This is a genomic window from Micromonospora fluostatini (assembly GCF_050410825.1).
Lineage (GTDB): Bacteria > Actinomycetota > Actinomycetes > Mycobacteriales > Micromonosporaceae > Micromonospora > Micromonospora rosaria.
This window is the reverse complement of record NZ_CP191251.1, coordinates 7,044,645-7,062,435: the sequence shown is the minus strand read 5'-3', so window position 1 is coordinate 7,062,435 and position 17,791 is coordinate 7,044,645. Positions and strand designations below refer to the sequence as shown.

Here is a 17,791-nt window from a genome sequence, read left to right as displayed (position 1 = left end):
GCCGGCGGCGGGGCGGGTGCCGGGGCGGCCACCGGCGGCGGCCGGGGACGCGCCGCGCTGCGGGCACGTCGGCGCGGGGTACGGCGCGGGTACGGTCACCGGCGGGCAGCATCTTGGCAACTATGTGCCTACGATGTTACCAGACTTGCCAGAACCGTCAGGGTCGCCGACCGGGAGCCAGCCCCGCGAACCCCTGAACGCGCACCCCGGGCGCACCTGGGGGCCATGACACGATTTGTCAAAAGGGGTACCGGTTGGTCATACTGTGGTCACGACGACACCGTGTCCGGTGGCCGTCGACCGAGGGTGACGCCCTCGCCCGACGGCACAGTCGCGAGGGGTACACCCCCCCCTGGTTTCGCAGAGGATGACATGCTCGAACAACCGGCTTTCGGTCAACGTCTCCGGGCGCTGCGGGTGAAGCAGGGCTTGTCGCAGGCCACGCTCGCCGGCGACGGAATGTCCACCGGCTACCTGTCCCGGCTGGAGTCCGGTGCCCGCCGGCCGACCAGCCGGGTCGTGGCCCACCTGGCGGAACGCCTCGGCGTGCCGACCTCCGAGTTCGAGGTGCCCGCCGAGGCCGGGCCGGGCGCCGCGCAGACCTCGTCGCTGGCCCAGATCCTCGCCGCGGTCATCTCCGCCACCCCCGACGACGACCTGGGCGAGTGCCTCGCCGCCGCGCTGCGCACCGACGACCGGTGGGACGCGGCCCTGCGCTGGCAGGCGTTGTGGCTGCTGGCCCAGCTCCGCGACGGGCAGGGCCGGCACGAGGAGGAGCACGACCTGCTCACCGAGCTGACCCAGCTCAGCGACCAGCTCGGCACCCCGGCGCTGCGGGTCCGGGCACGCACCCAACTGTCCCGCTGCGCCCGGGTGCTCGGCGACAACGCCGCCGCCCGGGAGCACGCCCAGCAGGCCCGCCCGCTCGCCGCCGACCTGTCGGTGGCCGACCGGGCCGGCGTCCTGCACGCCCTCGTCTCCGCCGAGGCGGAGCTGGGCCTGCTCGCCGACGCCCGGGCGCACGCCGACGAACTCTGCGCCCTCACCGCCGCCGCACCCGGCACCCTGCGGGTCGAGGGGCTCTGGGCGGCGGCGACGGTCCTCATCCGACAGGGCGACCACGCCACCGCCCAGGAGGTGCTGGAGCAGGCGCTGACCGGGCTCGACAGCCGGCAGGACCTGACCCTCTGGGTCCGGCTACGGCTCGCCGCCGCCTCGCTGTACCTCCAGAGCACCCCACCCCTGACCGACCGCGCCCAGGCGTACCTCGACGAGGTGGCACCCGCCCTCGACCTGGTCGGCACCGAGCTGCACCAGCAGCAGTTGCTGACCCTCCGCGCGCACCTCGCGTTCGAGTGCGGCCGGCTCGACGAGGCGCGGGAGATCTGCGCCCGGATCGAGGAGCAGGAGCTGCTGCTCTCCTTCCGCGACCGGACCCGGTTCCGGGCCCTCTGCGCCCGGCTGCACGTCCTCGACGGCGACCGGGCCGGCGGCATCGAAACCCTCCAGCAGCTCGCCGAGCAGGCCCAGGCCGCGCGCAACGCCGAGCTGGCCGCCGAGATCTGGCGGACCCTCGCGGAGACCCTCGCGCAGGGGTACCCGCCGACCGCCGCCCCGGCCGCGCCCCGGCGGAGCAGCGGTCGGTCCGGCCGCACCCGCTGACCCCACCCACCCCGCTCACCCGCCCACCCACGGCTGGCAGCCCGGTCACGGCTGGCGCCCGGCTGCGCGGGGGCCGGTCCGTCGTCACCCGACGATCGGCCCCGGGCTGGCTGCCCGGGACCGATCGCCCTGGTCGAGCGGGTTGCGCCCGGAGCGGTCCGGTCGCACCGGCGGTGCTCAGCGCCGCCGGCCGCTGCGGTCCAGCAGGCGGCGCAGCCAGTCCTCCCGGGCCCGCTTGGCGGTCCGGGAGACGACCGCCTCCGGCACCCACTCGTCGAAGCTGTGGAAGGCACCGGACCAGACGTGCAGTTCCGCCTCGCCGCCGGCCTGCCAGATCCGGGTGGCGTAGTCGACCGCCTCGTCCCGCAGCGCCTCCACGGACCCGACGTCGACGAAGGCCGGCGGCAGGCCACCGAGGTCTTCGGCCCGCGCCGGGGCGGCGTACGGCGAGACGTCGGGGGTGCCCCGGCGCGCACCGAGCAGGGCCGTCCAGCCGTACCGGTTGGAGGTGCCGTCCCAGAGCCCGGCGTGGGCGAGTTGGGTCTGGGACGGGGCGGCGCAGCGGTCGTCGAGCATCGGGCACTGGAGCATCTGCCCGAGCAGGCGGGGACCGCCCCGGTCCCGGGCCAGCAGCGCCAACCCGGCGGCCAGGCAGCCGCCCGCGCTGTTCCCGCTGACCACGATCCGCTCCGGGTCAAGGCCCAGCTCGGCCGCGTGGCGGGCGGTCCAGAGCAGCCCGGCGTAGCAGTCGGCCAGCGGCGCGGGGTCGGGGTGCTCCGGGGCCAGCCGGTACTCCACCGCCACCACGGCCAGGCCGAGCGGCTGCGCGCGGTCCAGTTCGTCGGCGAGTTCGACGGTCCGGGTGCCCCCGGCGACCATGCCGCCGCCGTGGGTGTTGTAGATGACCGGGTACGGCCCCCGCACCCCGGTCGGCCGGCAGACCAGCAGCCGGATGTCGGGCGCGCCCGGCGGGCCGGGCACGGTGAGTTCCGTCAGGTCGAACGCGCCGTCGCGGCGGATCTCGTCGTCGGTCAGGCGGCCCGCCGCCGTCCTGGCCCGCCGGTCGGCGACCAGGTCCGGGCCGAGGGGGCCGGGCAGCCCGGCGAGGATCCGCGCCAGCGGCCCGGCCAGCTCGTGGTCCACCGGCGGGGGTGTTGCCTGGTCGGTCGCCGGGGGCACCGGTGCGGGTGCCGCCGGCCGGGTCGGTGCGCTCATCGGCCCACCTCCGCCAGGTCGGTCAACAGCCCGTACGGCGGCCGGTCGACGAGGTAGAAGTGGTGCCCCGGGACGACGTGCTCGCGGAACCCCGCGTCGGTCAGCTCCGGCCACGGCCGGCGGTCGGCGTCGCCGTCGACGTCCCCGACGATCGTGGTGATCGGGCAGTGCAGCACCGGTCCGGTGCGGTGCGCGTACCCGTGGAACATCTCGCCGTCGCTGCGGATGTAGGGCAGGACCAGCTCCTGGAAGAACGGGTCGGCCAGCATCTCCGGATCGGTGCCGCCCAGCGCGGCCAGCCGCAGGGCGAGGTCGTCGCCGTCGGAGTCGGCCGGCGCGGGGGGCGGCAGGGGCGCGGCGCGGGAACCGGAGGCGACCAGGTGCGCCGGCCGTACCCCGCGCGCCTGGAGGGCGCGGGCGGTCTCCAGCGCGACCACCGCGCCCATACTGTGTCCGAACAGGACCAGCGGCAGGTCGTCCAGCCCGGCCAGCGCGGCGGCGATCTGCCCGCCCAGCCGGACCAGGTCGGTCGGGGCCGGCTCGTCGATCCGTTCCGCCCGCCCCGGGTACCGCACGCCGAGCACGTCGGTGCCGGGCAGGTGCCGGCCCCACTCCCGGTAGAACGAGGCGGAGCCGCCCGCGTGCGGGAAGGCGATCAGCCGCCGGTGCGCGTCCGGGCACTCGACGGCCCGGTGCAGCCAGAGGTCACGCTCGGCGGTCATCAGGCACGCTCCCGGGTCGCGGCCTGGCGGCGGGCCCGGACGGCCTGCGTCCGGCGGGCGACCGCCTGGGCCCGGCGGGCCACCGCCTGCGACCGGTCGGGGCGGGCCCGTCCGGCCGGGCTCCCACCGCCGACCAGGTCGGCCTGCGCCTGCACCGTGGGGTGCTGGAAGAGCGCCACCACGGACGGCCGGACCCCGGTGTGCCGTTCCAGGGCGTCCTGGAGCTGGAACATGGCCAGCGAGTGCCCGCCGAGGTCGAAGAAGTTCGCGTCCGCCGGGACCTCACCGACCTTGAGCACCTCGGACCAGGCCGACGCCACGGCCGTCGTGGCGGTCGGGCCGGTCGCCACCGGGCCCGCCGGTCGCGGTCCGGGTTCCGGCTCGTCGGCGGCGGCGCGCAACTGCTCCCGGTCCACCTTGCCGCTGAAGGTGAGCGGGAAGTGCGCCAGCAGGCGGATCCGGCCGGGCACCCACGCGCCCGGCACCCGTCCGGCCAGCTCCCGCCGTACCGTCTCGGCGTCGGTGCCGGCGTCGGCCTGGACGAAGCCCACGAGGGTGGCGTACCCGCTGTCGGGCACCACCACCGCGTCGCGTACCCCCGGCACGGCGCGCAGCGCCGACTCGACCGCGCCCAGCTCGATCCGGTGGCCCCGGATCTTGACCTGGTGGTCGCGGCGGCCGACGAAGTGCAGGGTGCCGTCGGGGTTCCAGCGGGCCCGGTCGCCGGTGCGGTACATCAGCGCGGAACCGTCCGCCACGAACGGGTCGGGGAGGAAGGCCCGCGCGGTGGCGTCCGGCCGGCCGACGTAGCCGGCGGAGACCCCCGCCCCGCCGACGTGGATCTCCCCCTCGTCACCCGTCGGCACCGGCCGCCCGTCGTCGTCGAGCAGGTAGATCCGGGTACCCGGGACGGGCCGCCCGATCGACACCGGGCCGGGCGCGGTCAGCCGGTGGTACGTGCACCAGACGGTGGCCTCGGTCGGGCCGTACTCGTTGACCAGCGCCACCGCGCCGGGGCGGGCGAAGTGCCGGTCGACGAGGGGCTGCGGCAACGGCTCACCGGCGACCACCACGGTCTCCAGGGTGGCCAGCGCGTCGTCGCCGGCCCGGTCGGCCGCGTCGAGCAGGACCCCGTACAGCGACGGGACGCAGAGCGTCTGCGTGACGCCGTGCCGGCGGATCAGGTCGACCAGGCGCTCCGCGTCGCGTACCTCGTCGCGGCCGGCGACGACCAGGGTGCCACCGGCGGTCAGGGTGCCCCACAGCCCGGCCACCGACGAGTCGAAGGCCAGCGGGGAGACCAGCAGGAAGACCGGGGCACCGGGGTAGACCAGGCGGCGGGCCAGGGTGGCGGCGGCGAGGTGGGCGTGGTTGACCCGGACGCCCTTGGGCTCGCCGGTGCTGCCCGAGGTGTAGATCAGGTACGCCGCGTCGTCGCCGTGGACCGGCCCGCCGGCAGCAGCGGCCGCGACCGTGCCCACTGGTGCCGCCGTACCGACTGGTGCGGCCGTGCCGGCGGGGACGACGGGGACGGTGAGCGCGCCGAGCCGGGCGGCGTCCCCGTCGTCCCCGGTGACCACGGCGTCGACCCGGGCGTCGGTCAGCACGTCGGCGATCCGCCGGTCCGGCCAGCTCGCGTCGACCGGCACGTACGCGGCGCCGCAGCGCAGGATGCCGACGACGGCGGCGACCATCGCCGGGCAGGGCTCGGTGAGGACACCCACCCGGGCCCCGCGCCCGACCCCGGCGGCGGTGAGGTCGGCGGCGATCCGCCCGGCCCAGGCGTCCAGGTCGCGGTACGTCACCGGGCCGGTGTGGGCCTGGAGGGCGGGGTGGTCGGGCCGGTCGACGGCGAACCGGGCGACCGCCTCGTGCACCGGCTCCCGGCCGGTCTCCGGCAGCGGCTCGCCCCGGCCGAGGGCGATCGGGTCGGTGCCCGGATGCTCCGGGACGGCCGGGGCACGCAGGGTGCCCGGATGCTCCGGGACGGCCGGGGCACGCAGGGTGTCCGGCTGGTCGGGGAGGGCCGGGGCACGCAGGGTGTCCGGCTGGTCGGTGGAGCGCATGGCATCTCCTCACGTCGTCACGGATGGTCCGGCGTCCGGTGGCTGCCGGACCGGGCCGCACGACCGCCCCGGGGCGGAACGGGGCCGGGTGGCCGGCGGTCAGCGGTCGGTCGGCGGTCAGCGTTCTCGGTGGTCGGGTGGCCGGCGGTCGGGCGGTCGGGCGGTTGACGGTCTGTGGTCGGGCGGTGGGCGGGCCGAGGGTCAGGATTCGGGCCGGGCGCGGTCGCGCCGGAGCGCGTCGCGCACCACGGCGGTCTGTCGGCCCAGGGTGCGGCCGGCGAGCATCTCCCGCAGCGGCACCCGCAGGCCCAGTTCCTCGTGGACGCGGCGGGCGAGCTGCGTGATGAGCAGCGAGTCCCCGCCGAGGGCGAAGAAGTCGGAGTCGTCGGTCAGGTCGGTGTGACCGAGCACCTCGGCCCAGAGCTTCGGCACCAGCACCGCCGGATCGGGCCCACCGGCACCGGACCGCTGCGGCCGGTCGCCCCCGGCACGCTCCCTGACGGCATGCTCGGTGCCGGCAGGATCGGTGCCGGCAGGATCGGTGCCGGCAGGATCGCTGCCGGCCCGGTCGGTGGCGGCACGGTCGGTGGCGGCACGGGCGGCGGGCGGGGTCGCCTCCGGGGCCAGCCACCGGCGACCACCGAAGGCGTACCCGGGCAGGTGCGCCAGCCGCCCGTCGGCCCCGCCGAGCAGCACTGCGGGGACGGGCTGCCCCCAGGTCCAGAGGGTGCCCAGGGCGGCCAGTACCTCCCCCTCGGGGCGGTCGGTGCGCAGCGGGCACAGCGGCACGGCGGGCAGCCCGGCCGCCTCGGCCAGGCCGGTCAGCACCCGGCCCGGTCCCACCTCGACGGCCACGCACCCGGGCAGCGTGGCCAGCGTGTCGGCGAGCGCGTCGGCGAACCGGACCGGCCGGCGGGCCTGCGCCACGTACGACCGCGCGTCGACCGGCTCCCCCGGCTGCACCAGCCGGCCGTCGAGGTTGCTGGCGTACGGCACGGCCGGCGGCTGCGCCCGTACCCCGTCGAGGGCACGGTCCAGGGCCGGCAGGGCCGGTTCGACCAGGGCGCTGTGGAAGGCGTGGCTGGTCCGCAGCACCCGGTGGAACACCCGGTCGCCGAGCCGGTCGGCGAACCGGCGTACCTCCTCGACGGTGCCGGCGACGGTGCAGCCGTCGGCGCTGTTCACGGTCGCCACCGCCAGCTCCGCGCCGGTCTCGGCGAGCAGCTCGCGGGCGGTGTCCGGGTCGCAGCCGAGGGCGAGCATGGCGCCGGGTGGGCAGTCCTGCATGGCCCGCCCCCGGGCGGCCACGAATCGGGCCGCGTCGGTCAGCCCGAAGGTCCCCGCCAGGCAGGCCGCGGTGAGTTCGCCGAGGCTGTGCCCGACCAGGGCGGCCGGGGCGACGCCGAGCGCGGTCAGCGCCCGGCCGGCGGCGTACCCGACGGCGAAGAGCGCCGGCTGGGCGAGGGCGGTGGCGGCCAGCTCGTCGGCGGGGGCGTCGGGGTCGTGGAGCGCCCGGCGCAGCCGGGCGGACAGGTCGGCGTCGAACGCGGCGAGGCACTCGTCGAGGTGGTCGGCGAAGCCGGGGAGCGCCCCGGCCAGCGGCGCGGCCATGCCCGGCTGCTGGGTGCCCTGCCCGGGGAGGAGGTACACCACCGGGGCGGGCCCGTCGACCGGCGCGCGGCCCCGCAGCGCCCCGGTGCCGCCGGTGAGCCGGTCGGCCACCTCGGCGGCGGTCCGCCCGGTGACGGCCAGCCGCTCGGGCAGCGCCGCCCGGCCGGCGGCCAGGGTGTACGCCACGTCGGCCAGGTCCGGCCCGGCCCGGTGCAGGTGTTCGGCGAGCCGCGCGGCGGTACGGGTCAGCGCCTCGCCGTCGGCGGCGGATAGCACCACCAGGCGCTCCCGTTCGGGACGCGGCGGTACGGCCGGCGGCACCGGCGGCTGCTCGACGATCACGTGCGCGTTGGTGCCACCGATGCCGAACGAGCTGACCCCGGCGCGGCGCGGCTGCGGGCCGGACCAGGCAGCCGCCTCGGTGGGCACGTACAGCGGGGAGTTGTCGGCCTCCAGCAACGGGTTGAGCGCGGTGAAGCCGGCGACCGGGGGCACCACCCCCTCCCGCACCACCCGCAGCGCGCGGACCAGCCCGGCCAGCCCGGACGCCGAGTCGAGGTGACCGATGGCGGCCTTCAGCGCGCCGACGGCCACCTGACCCGGCCGGGCTCCGGCGGCGGTGAGGGCGGCGCTGGCGGCGGCCCACTCGATCGGGTCGCCGACCCGGGTGCCGGTGGCGTGCGCCTCCAGGTAGCCGATGCTCTCCCCGCCGACGTCGGCGCTGGCGAGGGCGGCCCGGATCACCGCCTCCTGACCGGTCACCGAGGGCGCGTAGTAGCCGGCCTTCGCCGCGCCGTCGTTGTTGACCGCCGTGCCGAGCAGGACGCCGTAGGGCTCGGGGCCGTCGTCGAGGGCGTCGGCGAGGCGGCGGAGCACCACGGCGACCACCCCGGAGCCGGCCACCACCCCGTCGGCGGCGGCGTCGAACGGCCGGCAGTTCCCGGAGACGGACTGGATCCCGCCGGGTACGTGCAGGTGCCCGGCCTGCGGGAAGTCGATGCCGGCGGCGATCACCACGGCCTGGTCGCACTCCCCGCCCAGCAGCGCCTGCACCGCCAGGTGCACCCCGACCAGCGACGAGGAGCAGGCGGTCTGCACGCCCAGCGCCGGCCCGGTCAGGCCGAGCTTGTACGAGATCAGGCTGGCGACGAAGTCCGGTTCGGTGCCGTGCAGCGCCTGGTCGAGGGTGAGCGGGTCCAGCGGCCCGTTGGCGAGCATCGCCCGCAGGTAGCCGCTGCCGCTGCCGGAGGCGTACACGCCGGTGGGGCGGTCGGCGGCGGCAGGGCCGGCGGTGCCGGCGTCCTCCAGGGCGGCCCAGGCCGTCTCCAGCATCAGCCGGTGCTGGGGGTCCATCAGCTCGGCGTCGCGGGCGCTGACCCGGAACAGCGTGTGGTCGAAGCGGTCGGCGTCGGCGAGGTGGCCCCGCGCCGGCACGTAGTCCGGGTCGTCGGCGAGGGCCGTCGGCACCCCGGCGGCGAGCAGGTCGGCGCGGTCGAGGCGGGTGGTGAGCACCCGGCCGGCCAGCGTGGCGGCCCACCAGTCGTCGAGGTCGGTCACGCCGGGCAGGCGGGCGTGCACACCGGTGACGGCGATGTCGAGTGATCGGTCTCGGCTCATGTCCTCACCTTCGACGCGGGTCCGGGGTACGGCCGCCGCTCGGCACAGCGGTCACTCCAGGTTGCCGCATTAGGCAAACTCTGGCAACGTGTGAGGCACACTTGGCAATGTTGATGCGTGGTGTCGATGCCCGAGCCGATGGGACGAGATGCCTGACACGTGCGAGACGGGAGGGGAACACGTGCAGCCAGCCCCCAGGTGGACCGCCGGGCCACCGTCCACGCCGGCCGACGAGGGCCTGCACCAGCGCGTGGCCCACACCGCGCGCCACCGGCCCGAGGCCACCGCCCTGGTGGCCGGTGACCGCCGGATCAGCTACGCCGACCTGGACCGCACCGCCGACGCCTGGGCCGCCGCGCTGGTCGCGGCCGGGGTCGGGCCGGGCGACCGGGTGCCGGTGCTGCTGCCCCGCGGCGCCGACCTGGTCACCGCGCTGCTCGCGGTGCTCAAGACCGGCGCCGCGTACGCGCTGCTCGACCCGGCCTGGCCGGCCGCCCGGCTGGCCGAGGTCACCGACGTCCTGGCCGCGCCGCTGCTGGTCGCCCCCGCCCCGGTGACCGGGGTCGCGCGGCCGGTGTGGACCCCGCCGGCCGGCCCGGTGACCCCGCCGCCCGGCTTCCGGCCCGCGCAGGTCGACGGCGACGCCCCCGCCTGCGTCTTCTTCACCTCCGGCACCACCGGCCGGCCCAAGGGCGCGCTCACCCCGCACCGGGCCACCGCCCGCCTCTTCGCTCCCGACACCTTCGCCACCTTCGACGCGCAGACCGTGGTCCCGCTCGCCGCGCCGGTGCCGTGGGACGCCTTCTCCCTCGAACTCTGGGCCGCCCTCTACCACGGCGGCACATCGGTCGTGGTGACCGAGCCGTACCTGACGGCGGGGGCGCTGCGGGAGGCCGTCACCCGGCACGGGGTGACCACCGCCTGGCTGACCAGCAGCCTGTTCAACATGGTGGTCGACGAGGACCCGGCCGCGTTCCGGGGGCTGCGCCAGCTCATGATCGGCGGGGAACGCCTCTCCCCCGACCACGTCGCGCGCTTCCTGCGGCAGCACCCGGAGGTGCTGCTGCTCAACGGGTACGGCCCGGTGGAGAGCACGGTCTTCACCACCACCCACCGGATCACCCCGGCGGACTGCGCGCGCCCCGACGGCGTGCCGCTGGGCCGGCCGGTCCCCGGCACCGGGGTGCACGTGCTCGACGGCGACCGGCCGTGCGCCGTCGGCGAGGTCGGGGAGATCTGCGTGACCGGCGACGGGCTGGCCCTGGGCTACGTCGGCGACCCGGCGCTGACCGCCGGGAAGTTCGTCACGCTGCGCCTCGACGGCCGGCGCGTGCGCGCGTACCGCACCGGTGACCTGGGCGTCCTCGACAGCGACGGGCTGCTGCACTTCCGGGGCCGGGCCGACCGGCAGGTGAAGCTGCGCGGGCACCGGATCGAGCCGGCCGAGATCGAGCGGCGGCTGCTCGACCTGCTGCCGGTGCGCGCCTGCCGGGTGCTGGTGGACCGCCCCGCCGACGCCGAGCCGAAGCTGCTCGCCTGGTGCGTGCCGCAGCGCGCGGGCGACCGGCTCGCCGACGCGCGTGACGTGCTCCGGGCCGCGCTGCCCGGGTACCAGGTCCCGGCCGAGGTGCTGACCGTCGCGGCGTTCCCGGTCACCCCGCAGGGCAAGCTGGACGAGCGGGCGTTGCTGGCCGGGTACCGTGCCGAGCCCGCCACCGAGGCCGGGGCCGGGGCCGCCGCCGGGGGCGGCGGGTACACGGGTACCACGGCGGTGGTCGCCGAGGTGGTCGCGGCCGTCCTCGGACGGGCCACCGTCCCCGCCGACGTGCCCTTCGCCGCCCTCGGCGGCACCTCACTGGACGCCGGGCGGGTCTGCGCCCGGCTCGCCGCCCGGCTGGACCGCCCCGTCCCGCTGGCCCGCCTCGCCGCGCACCCCACCGTCGCCGCCCTCGCCGGCTGGCTCGACGACACCCCGCCACCGGAGCGCACCGGGGCCGAGCCGGATCCCGGCCTCGTCCCGCTCACCCCGCTCCAGTTGGTGTACCTGACCCGGCACCTGCTCGACCCCACCGACCTCACCTCGCACTGCCTGCTGACCTGGGTGGTGGCGGGCGACCTGGACCAGGCGGCGCTGGCGACGGCGGTCGGCGCGGTGCACGCCCGGCACGAGGCACTGCGCGCCGCGTACCTGGCCGACCCCCGGCCCGTCGCCCAGGTCGTCGACCTGGCCCCGCCACCGGTGGAGGCGCTGCCCGCGCAGCCGTCGGTCGCGGCGGCGGTCGGTGCCCTGCGCACCCTGTTCGGCACCGAACTGCTGATCGGTGAGGCCGACGTGTGGCGGGTCGCGGTCGTACCGGCCGGGCCGGTGACCGTGCTCGGCGTGGTCGTGCACCACATCGCCTTCGACGGCTGGTCCGAGGCGGTCCTCGCGCGGGACCTCGCGGCGGCGTACAACGCCGCCCGGCGGGGCACCGCGGCACCGGACACGCCCGCGCCGCCGTCGCTGGCCCGGACCCACCGCGACCACCTGGCCCGGCTCGCCGACAGCGGGCTGGACACGCACCGGGAACGGCGTCGCGCCGAACTGGCCGGGGTGCCGGCGATCCGCTGGCCGGGGTACCCGGGCCCGGCCGACGGCGGCGAGCCCGGACTGATCGAGGTGCCGTTGTCCCCGGCGGTGGTGGCCGGGGTCGACGCGCAGGCGCGGGCCGCCGGGGTGAGCCGCTTCGTCGTGCTGCTGCGCCACCACGGCGCGGCCCTGGCCGAGGTCACCGGGGAACGGGACCTCGCGGTCGGCGTGCCGGTCGCCCAGCGGCACGGCGCCGGCTCGGAGCTCGCCGTCGGCTGCCACCTCACCATGCTCTGCGTCCGGCTGCGCGGGGCGGCCCTCGACGACGGGCCGGCCGCCACCCGGGCCGTCGGCGAGGCGTTCGGCGCCGCGTTCGCCGCCCAGGACGTGCCGTTGCAGGACCTGCTGCGGATGGCCGACCTGCCGGGCGGGCACCGCCCGCCGCTGTTCCAGACCCTCTTCGCGCTCCAGGACAACGCCCCGCCCACGCTGGCGCTCGACGGGGCGGAGGCCACCTTCGTCCGCCAGCCGTACCTGGACCTGCCGCTGGAGCTGCACACCGAGCTGTGGCCCGAGGCGGACGGCGGGTTGCGGCTGACCGTCTGGTACCGGCGCGACGCGGTCGCCGGCTCGTGCGCCCGCGAGCTGGCCAAACGGTTCGAGGAACGGCTGCACACCGGCTCCCCGGGAGGCTTCCGATGATCGTCACCGTTCCCGGCCGGCCGGTTCCGTCACCGGCCGCCGCGCCGGCCGAGGACCCGCGTCCGGAGTTGCTCGTCGACGCGGACCTGCACGCGCACGGCGACCCGCACGGCATCTGGCGGTGGCTGCGCCGGCACGCCCCGGTGCACCGGCACCCGGCCGGAGAGCTGCCCGCGTTCTGGTCGCTCAGCCGGTACGCCGACGTCCGCGCCGTCTACCGCGACCCGGAGACGTTCAGCTCCCGGCACGGGGTGCTGCTGCGCCCGGTGGCGCTCGGCGAGGACCCGGGCGGCGGGATGACCCTCGCGCTGACCGACCCGCCCCGGCACAGGCAGTTGCGCGCGGTGGTCGCGGACTGGTTCACCACCCGGGCGGTGCGCTCGCTGGAGGGCACGGTCCGCACCTGCGTCCGCGACGTGCTCGCCCGCGCGTACGAGCAGGGGCGCTGCGACTTCGTGCACGACGTGGCGGGCCGGCTCTCCATGCACGTCATCGGCACCATCATGGGGGTGCCGGAACGCGACCACGAGAACCTGTTCCGCTGGACCAACGAGGCGTTCGAGGCGGGCGTCTCGCTGGCCGCGCACCACGAGCTGATGCGGTACTTCATCGACCTGATGGAGCGGCGGATCGCCGAGCCGACCGACGACCTGGTCAGCATGATGGCCGGCGGGACCCTCGGCGACGACCTCCTCACCGAGGAGGAGATCCTGCTCAACTGCGAGAACATCATCGGCGCGACGGAGAACGGGCGGCTCGCCGTCGCCGGTGGGATGCAGGCCTTCCTGACCCACCCGGACCAGTGGGAGCGGCTGCGCGCCGACCGGGACCTGCTGCCCGGCGCGATCGAGGAGATCCTGCGCTGGACGTCCAGCGCCACGCACAGCATGCGCACCGCCACCCGGGACTGCGAGGTCGCCGGCCAGCGGATCGCCGCCGGGGACCGGGTGGTGCTCTGGGTACCGTCGGCCAACCGGGACGAGACCGTCTTCGCCGACCCGTACCGGTTCGACGTGGGGCGCAGCCCCAACCGGCACCTCGCCCTCGGCATCGGCGAGCACGTCTGCATCGGCGGCACGCTCGCCCGTACCCAGCTCCGGATCCTGCTGACCGAACTGCTGGACACCGCCGGCCGGATCGAGCCGGCCGGCCCGGTGCACCGGGTCCGCTCCATCGCGGTCGCCGGCCCGGAACACCTCCCCCTGCACATCACCCCCCGCTGACCGGCACCACCGGTGAGCGGTGGCGGTTTCCCGACACGCCGGGGAGCGCGTCGGGAAACCGCCACCGCCCCGACCGGCGGACTCCGCCGGTCGGGGTCACTGGGCGTCGCGCCAGGCGAGCCAGCGGCGCAGCAGGGTGAGGTCGTAGTCGGGGCCGTCGACGCCGAGGGTGAACAGGGTGACGCCGAGGTCGCGCAGCTTCGGCCCGAGGTCGTCGGGCTCGCCTGCCGGGGAGGGGCCGCCGCCGACGCTGCCGGAGATCTCGATCTCGGCCGGGTCGCGGCCCACCGCCGCGCAGTGCTCACGCAGCACGTCCGCCTTGTGCCGCAGGGTGTCCGGGTCGCCGAAGGAGTGCCAGATGTCGGCGTGCCGGGCGACCAGCCGCAGGGTCCGGCGTTCCCCGCTGCCGCCGATGAGCACCGGCATCCGCCGTACCGGCGGCGGGTTCAGCGCGGCCAGCCGCGCCTCGATCCGGGGCAGCGCGCGGGTCAGCTCGTCGAGGCGTCGCGCGGGCGTGGTCAGCTCGTAGCCGTATTCGGTGAAGTCCCGGTCGTACCAGCCGGAGCCGAGGCCGAGGATCACCCGGCCGCCGCTGACGTGGTCGACGGTCCGGGCCATGTCGGCGAGCAGGTCGGGGTTGCGGTAGCCGGTGCAGGAGACCAGCGGGCCCAGCTCCATCCGGGAGGTGGCCTCGGCCCAGGCGGCCAGCATCGTCCAGCACTCGAAGTGCCGCCCGGCGGGGTCGCCGTCGAGCGGGAAGAAGTGGTCCCAGGTGAAGAGCACGTCCACGCCCAGCTCCTCGGCCCGCGCCACGGTCTCGCGGATCCGGGCGTACTCGGCGTGCTGGGGCTGGAGTTGCAGGGCGACACGAAGTGGTCTGGTGGTGGTCACGGTCGTCTCCTCGTCGACGGCGGCAGGGGGCGGCCCGGGGTCAGGCGGGGAAGAGGGCGTCGAGGTGGGCGTTGCGGAACCTGCCGGCCGGGTCGAGGCTCGCGGCCAGCTTCCGGAAGTCCTCGGCGCGTTCGTACCCGGCGGCGATCCGCGCCGGGTCGGCGGCGCCGAGCTTGCCCCAGTGCGGGCGGGCGCCCAGCGGCAGCAGCAGTTCCTCCACGGCCCGGATCACCGGCGGCACCGCCACCGGGTCGTCGGCCCAGGTGAAGTGGACGGTCACGCTGTCGCGCCGGTACGCGGGGCTGAGCCACAGGTCGTCGCCGCGTACCGCGCGCAGTTCGGAGATCTGGAGCACCGGGTCGAGCACCGGCGCGAGCCGGCGCAGCGCCTCGATCGCCTCCGTGGCCCGGTGCCGGGGCAGGTAGTACTCCGACTGGAGTTCGCGCCCGGAGCCGGGGACGTAGTCCGGCCGGAAGTGCGGCAGCCGCTCGTGCCACGGCCCCGGCAGGTCGAGCTGTTCGGTGCAGTTGTCGGCCGGCAGCTCCGGCACCGGGTGCAGCGGTACGGTCGCCGCCCGGCCGCCGGCCCAGTCCGCCACCGGCCGGTCGGTCCGCCGCTTGAGCCAGACCACCGCCTCCCCGTCGATCCAGTGGGTGAAGACGCTGACGCTGTACGCCGCGCCGAAGACGTCGTCGAGCCGCCCGGCCACCTCGTCGAGCGGTACCCCGACCCGGACGTGCTGGGCGAGCCGGTAGGTCGGCTCCACGTCGAGGGTCAGCCGGGTCACCACGCCGAGCGCGCCGAGGGCGACCACCGCGCCCGGGAAGGTGTCCGGGTCGGCGTCCCGGTCCAGGTCGACCAGGTCGCCCTCCGGGCCGACCAGCCGTACCGCCCGGACCTGGGCGGCCAGGCAGGGCAGCGTCTCCCCGGAGCCGTGGGTGCCGGTGGCGACCGAGCCGGCGACCGAGATGTGCGGCAGGGAGGCGAGGTTCGCCAGGGCGTACCCGGCCGCCTGGAGCCGGGTGGCGACCTCGGCGTAGGTGGCCCCGGCGGCGACGGTGACCGTCGAGGTGCCCGGGTCGACGTCCACCGTGTGCGGCAGCCGGTCGAGGCGGACCAGGTCGCCGGTGGTGTCCGCGACGGCGCTGAACGAGTGACCGCTGCCCAGCGCCCGGATCCGCCGGCTGGCCGCGACGATCCGGCGCAGCTCGTCGAGGGTCCGGGGCCGGTGCAGCCGGGCCGCGGCGAAGGTGACGTTGCCGCCCCAGTTGCGGGCGCGGGGCTCGGACATGACGACTCCGATCGGTCGGGCCGGCGGGCGGCCGGCGACGGGGGCGGGGCGGCACACGTGGCGACCGGTCAGCGGACGCGCTGGCGACGGCCGGGGGCCGGGCTGCGCCGGCGCCGGGCCGGGCGGGTCGGCGCGCCGACCATCGGCCGCCACGCCTGCCAGGTGCTGCGGACCATGTCGTACAGGTCGTTGCGGGCCTGCCAGGACATCTCCCGGCCGATCTTGTCGACGGCGGCGACCACCTCGGGCGGGTCGCCGGGGCGGGGCGGCACCACCTCCACCTCGACCGGCAGGCCGGTCACCTCGCGCACCGCCGCCAGCACCTCCAGCACCGAGTACCCGCTGCCGGTGCCGACGTTGTAGACGTCCGCGCACCGGCCGGACTCCAGTCGGGCGATGGCCGCCGCGTGCGCGTCGGCGACGTCGGCGACGTGCACGTAGTCCCGGACCCCGGTGCCGTCCCGGGTCGGGAAGTCGCGGCCGGTGACCACCGCCGGCCGGCCGGTGGCCAGCCGCTGGAAGACCCGGGGGAAGAGGCTGTCCCCGCTGGTGTCGGCGCAGACCGGGTCGGTGGAACCGACGATGTTGAAGTACCGCAGGGCGATCCAGGAGACGCCGTGCGCGACCCCGGCCGCGCGGAGCATCCACTCGCACATCAGCTTCGTCTCGCCGTACGGGTTGATCGGCTCGGTGGGGGTCTCCTCGGTGACCCGGGCGCCCGGCGGGCGGCCGTACACGGCGGCGCTGGAGGAAAGCACCACCTGCCGGACGTCGACGTCGACCGCCGCCTCCAGCAGGGCCCGCATCCCCTCGACGTTCTGCTCGTAGTACCAGAGCGGCTGGGCGACGGACTCGGGGGCGGACTTGCGCGCGGCGAGGTTGACCACGCCGGTCACGGCGTACCGGCGCAGGGTCGCCGCGATGGTGGCCCGGTCGAGCCCGGAGACGACGAGCGGGACGCCGGCCGGGATCCGCTCGCGGACGCCGGTGGAGAGGTCGTCGAGCACCACCACGTCGCGCCCGTCGGCCCGCAGCCGGCGGACGACGTGGGAGCCGATGTACCCGGCGCCGCCGACGACCAGCCAGCTCACCGGGGCTCCCGGTGGGCGGTGTCGGTGCGGGGCCGGGCACAGGGTCGGTGCAGCAGTGTCATGGGTACGCCTTCCGGCTCGGGTTCCGCCACGGAGGCGTCCGGGCGGCTCGGCCACGGTCTCGGCCGGGCGCGGTCGCCCGGCTCGTCCGGACGGGCCCCGCCCGGCGCGCGGCCCACCCAGTGTGCCAACTCTTGCCAAAATTTGCCAACCATCGCCGCGTCGATTGGCAACTCAGACAACCCTGTGCGAGGGTGAAGAGAGCGGACGTCCCGGCGTCACCGGGCACGTCCCACGGACCGGGCGGATCGGCGAGGGAGGCGTGGTGACCGGATCGGGCGAGGTCGCGCTGGTGACCGGCGGAAACCGGGGGCTGGGTCGGGAGACCGCCCGCCAACTCGCGCACAAGGGAGTGACCGTGCTGCTCGGCAGCCGTGACCCGGGGCGCGGGGCGGCGGTCGCCGCCGAACTGGCCACCGAGGGCGCCCACGTGGTGCCGGTACCGCTGGACGTCACCGACCCGGCGAGCGTGGCCGCGGTCGCCCGGCAGCTCACCGACGGGCTCGGCCGGCTGGACATCCTGGTCAACAACGCGGGCGCGTTCCGGCCGGCGACCGCCGTGGCGACCACCGCGCCGACCATGCGGGAGATCTTCGAGGTCAACGTCTTCGGCGTGGTCACCGTGACGCACGCGCTGCTGCCCCTGCTGGCCCGCTCCCCCGCGCCGCGCATCGTCAACGTGTCCAGTACGACCGCCTCGCTCGCCCTCACCGCCGACGGCGCCGACCTGCCCGGCGACGCCGGCGTCCGGATGGCGTACACCGCCGCCAAGGCGGCGCTGAACATGCTGACCATCCAGTACGCGCGGGCGTTCCGGGACGACCCGGAGCACGCCCACGTGAAGATCAATTCGGCGACGCCCGGGTACACCGCCACCGACATGAACGCGTTCCGGGGCACCCGCAGCGTGCACGACGGCGCGCGGATCATCGTCGACCTCGCCACCCTGCCGGCCGACGGGCCGACCGGCGGCTTCTTCGACGACCAGGGCCCCGTCCCGTGGTAGCGGCGGGTCCGCCGGCCGGTGCGCGCGTGGACCGGCCGGCCCCGCCGCCCGCCCCCAGAGAGGAG

General features: G+C 76.6%; 11 protein-coding genes. 4 read left to right on the top strand and 7 right to left on the bottom strand.

The window, feature by feature from the left end; genetic code table 11:
* Positions 1–372: 372 nt before the first annotated feature.
* Positions 373–1,662 carry a helix-turn-helix domain-containing protein gene (locus ACQUFX_RS31605; RefSeq protein WP_428963784.1) on the top strand — a complete coding sequence of 430 codons (1,290 nt, stop codon included), beginning with the start codon at positions 373–375 and terminating at the stop codon, positions 1,660–1,662.
* Between the two features lie 177 nt (positions 1,663–1,839).
* On the opposite strand, the gene ACQUFX_RS31600 is transcribed toward ACQUFX_RS31605, so the two are convergent.
* From ACQUFX_RS31600 to ACQUFX_RS31585, 4 genes are all read right to left on the bottom strand, one after another.
* Positions 1,840–2,877, bottom strand: a complete 1,038-nt coding sequence (locus ACQUFX_RS31600) for an alpha/beta hydrolase (RefSeq protein WP_428963783.1) — start codon at positions 2,875–2,877, stop codon at positions 1,840–1,842.
* Entirely contained in the window at positions 2,874–3,599 is a 726-nt protein-coding gene (locus tag ACQUFX_RS31595; RefSeq protein WP_428963782.1) for a thioesterase II family protein, read from the bottom strand. The genes ACQUFX_RS31600 and ACQUFX_RS31595 overlap by 4 nt, the downstream gene beginning before the upstream one ends.
* Positions 3,599–5,665, bottom strand: a complete 2,067-nt coding sequence (locus tag ACQUFX_RS31590; protein ID WP_428963781.1) for a non-ribosomal peptide synthetase — start codon at positions 5,663–5,665, stop codon at positions 3,599–3,601. The genes ACQUFX_RS31595 and ACQUFX_RS31590 overlap by 1 nt, the downstream gene beginning before the upstream one ends.
* A 201-nt stretch (positions 5,666–5,866) precedes the next feature.
* Positions 5,867–8,893: a type I polyketide synthase gene (locus ACQUFX_RS31585; RefSeq protein ID WP_428963780.1), complete on the bottom strand. Its 3,027-nt coding sequence runs from the start codon at positions 8,891–8,893 to the stop codon at positions 5,867–5,869.
* 181 nt (positions 8,894–9,074) lie between these two features.
* On the opposite strand from ACQUFX_RS31585, the gene ACQUFX_RS31580 reads away from it, so the two are divergent.
* A complete protein-coding gene (locus ACQUFX_RS31580; protein WP_428963779.1) occupies positions 9,075–12,164 on the top strand; it encodes an amino acid adenylation domain-containing protein in 3,090 nt (1,029 codons plus the stop codon).
* Entirely contained in the window at positions 12,161–13,387 is a 1,227-nt protein-coding gene (locus tag ACQUFX_RS31575) for a cytochrome P450 (RefSeq protein WP_428963778.1), read from the top strand. The genes ACQUFX_RS31580 and ACQUFX_RS31575 overlap by 4 nt, the downstream gene beginning before the upstream one ends.
* A 96-nt stretch (positions 13,388–13,483) precedes the next feature.
* Here the strand turns inward: ACQUFX_RS31575 and ACQUFX_RS31570 are convergent, their stop codons facing one another.
* From ACQUFX_RS31570 to galE, 3 genes are all read right to left on the bottom strand, one after another.
* Positions 13,484–14,278 carry an LLM class F420-dependent oxidoreductase gene (locus ACQUFX_RS31570; protein ID WP_428963777.1) on the bottom strand — a complete coding sequence of 265 codons (795 nt, stop codon included), beginning with the start codon at positions 14,276–14,278 and terminating at the stop codon, positions 13,484–13,486.
* 40 nt (positions 14,279–14,318) lie between these two features.
* The gene (locus tag ACQUFX_RS31565; RefSeq protein ID WP_428963776.1) at positions 14,319–15,569 is read right to left on the bottom strand and encodes an FAD-binding protein; all 1,251 of its coding nucleotides are present in this window, start codon (positions 15,567–15,569) and stop codon (positions 14,319–14,321) included.
* A gap of 68 nt (positions 15,570–15,637) precedes the next feature.
* Positions 15,638–16,660, bottom strand: a complete 1,023-nt coding sequence (galE, locus tag ACQUFX_RS31560; protein ID WP_428963775.1) for a UDP-glucose 4-epimerase GalE — start codon at positions 16,658–16,660, stop codon at positions 15,638–15,640.
* Positions 16,661–16,985: 325 nt separating this feature from the next.
* On the opposite strand from galE, the gene ACQUFX_RS31555 reads away from it, so the two are divergent.
* Positions 16,986–17,726 carry an SDR family oxidoreductase gene (locus ACQUFX_RS31555; protein WP_428963774.1) on the top strand — a complete coding sequence of 247 codons (741 nt, stop codon included), beginning with the start codon at positions 16,986–16,988 and terminating at the stop codon, positions 17,724–17,726.
* Positions 17,727–17,791 lie beyond the last annotated feature (65 nt).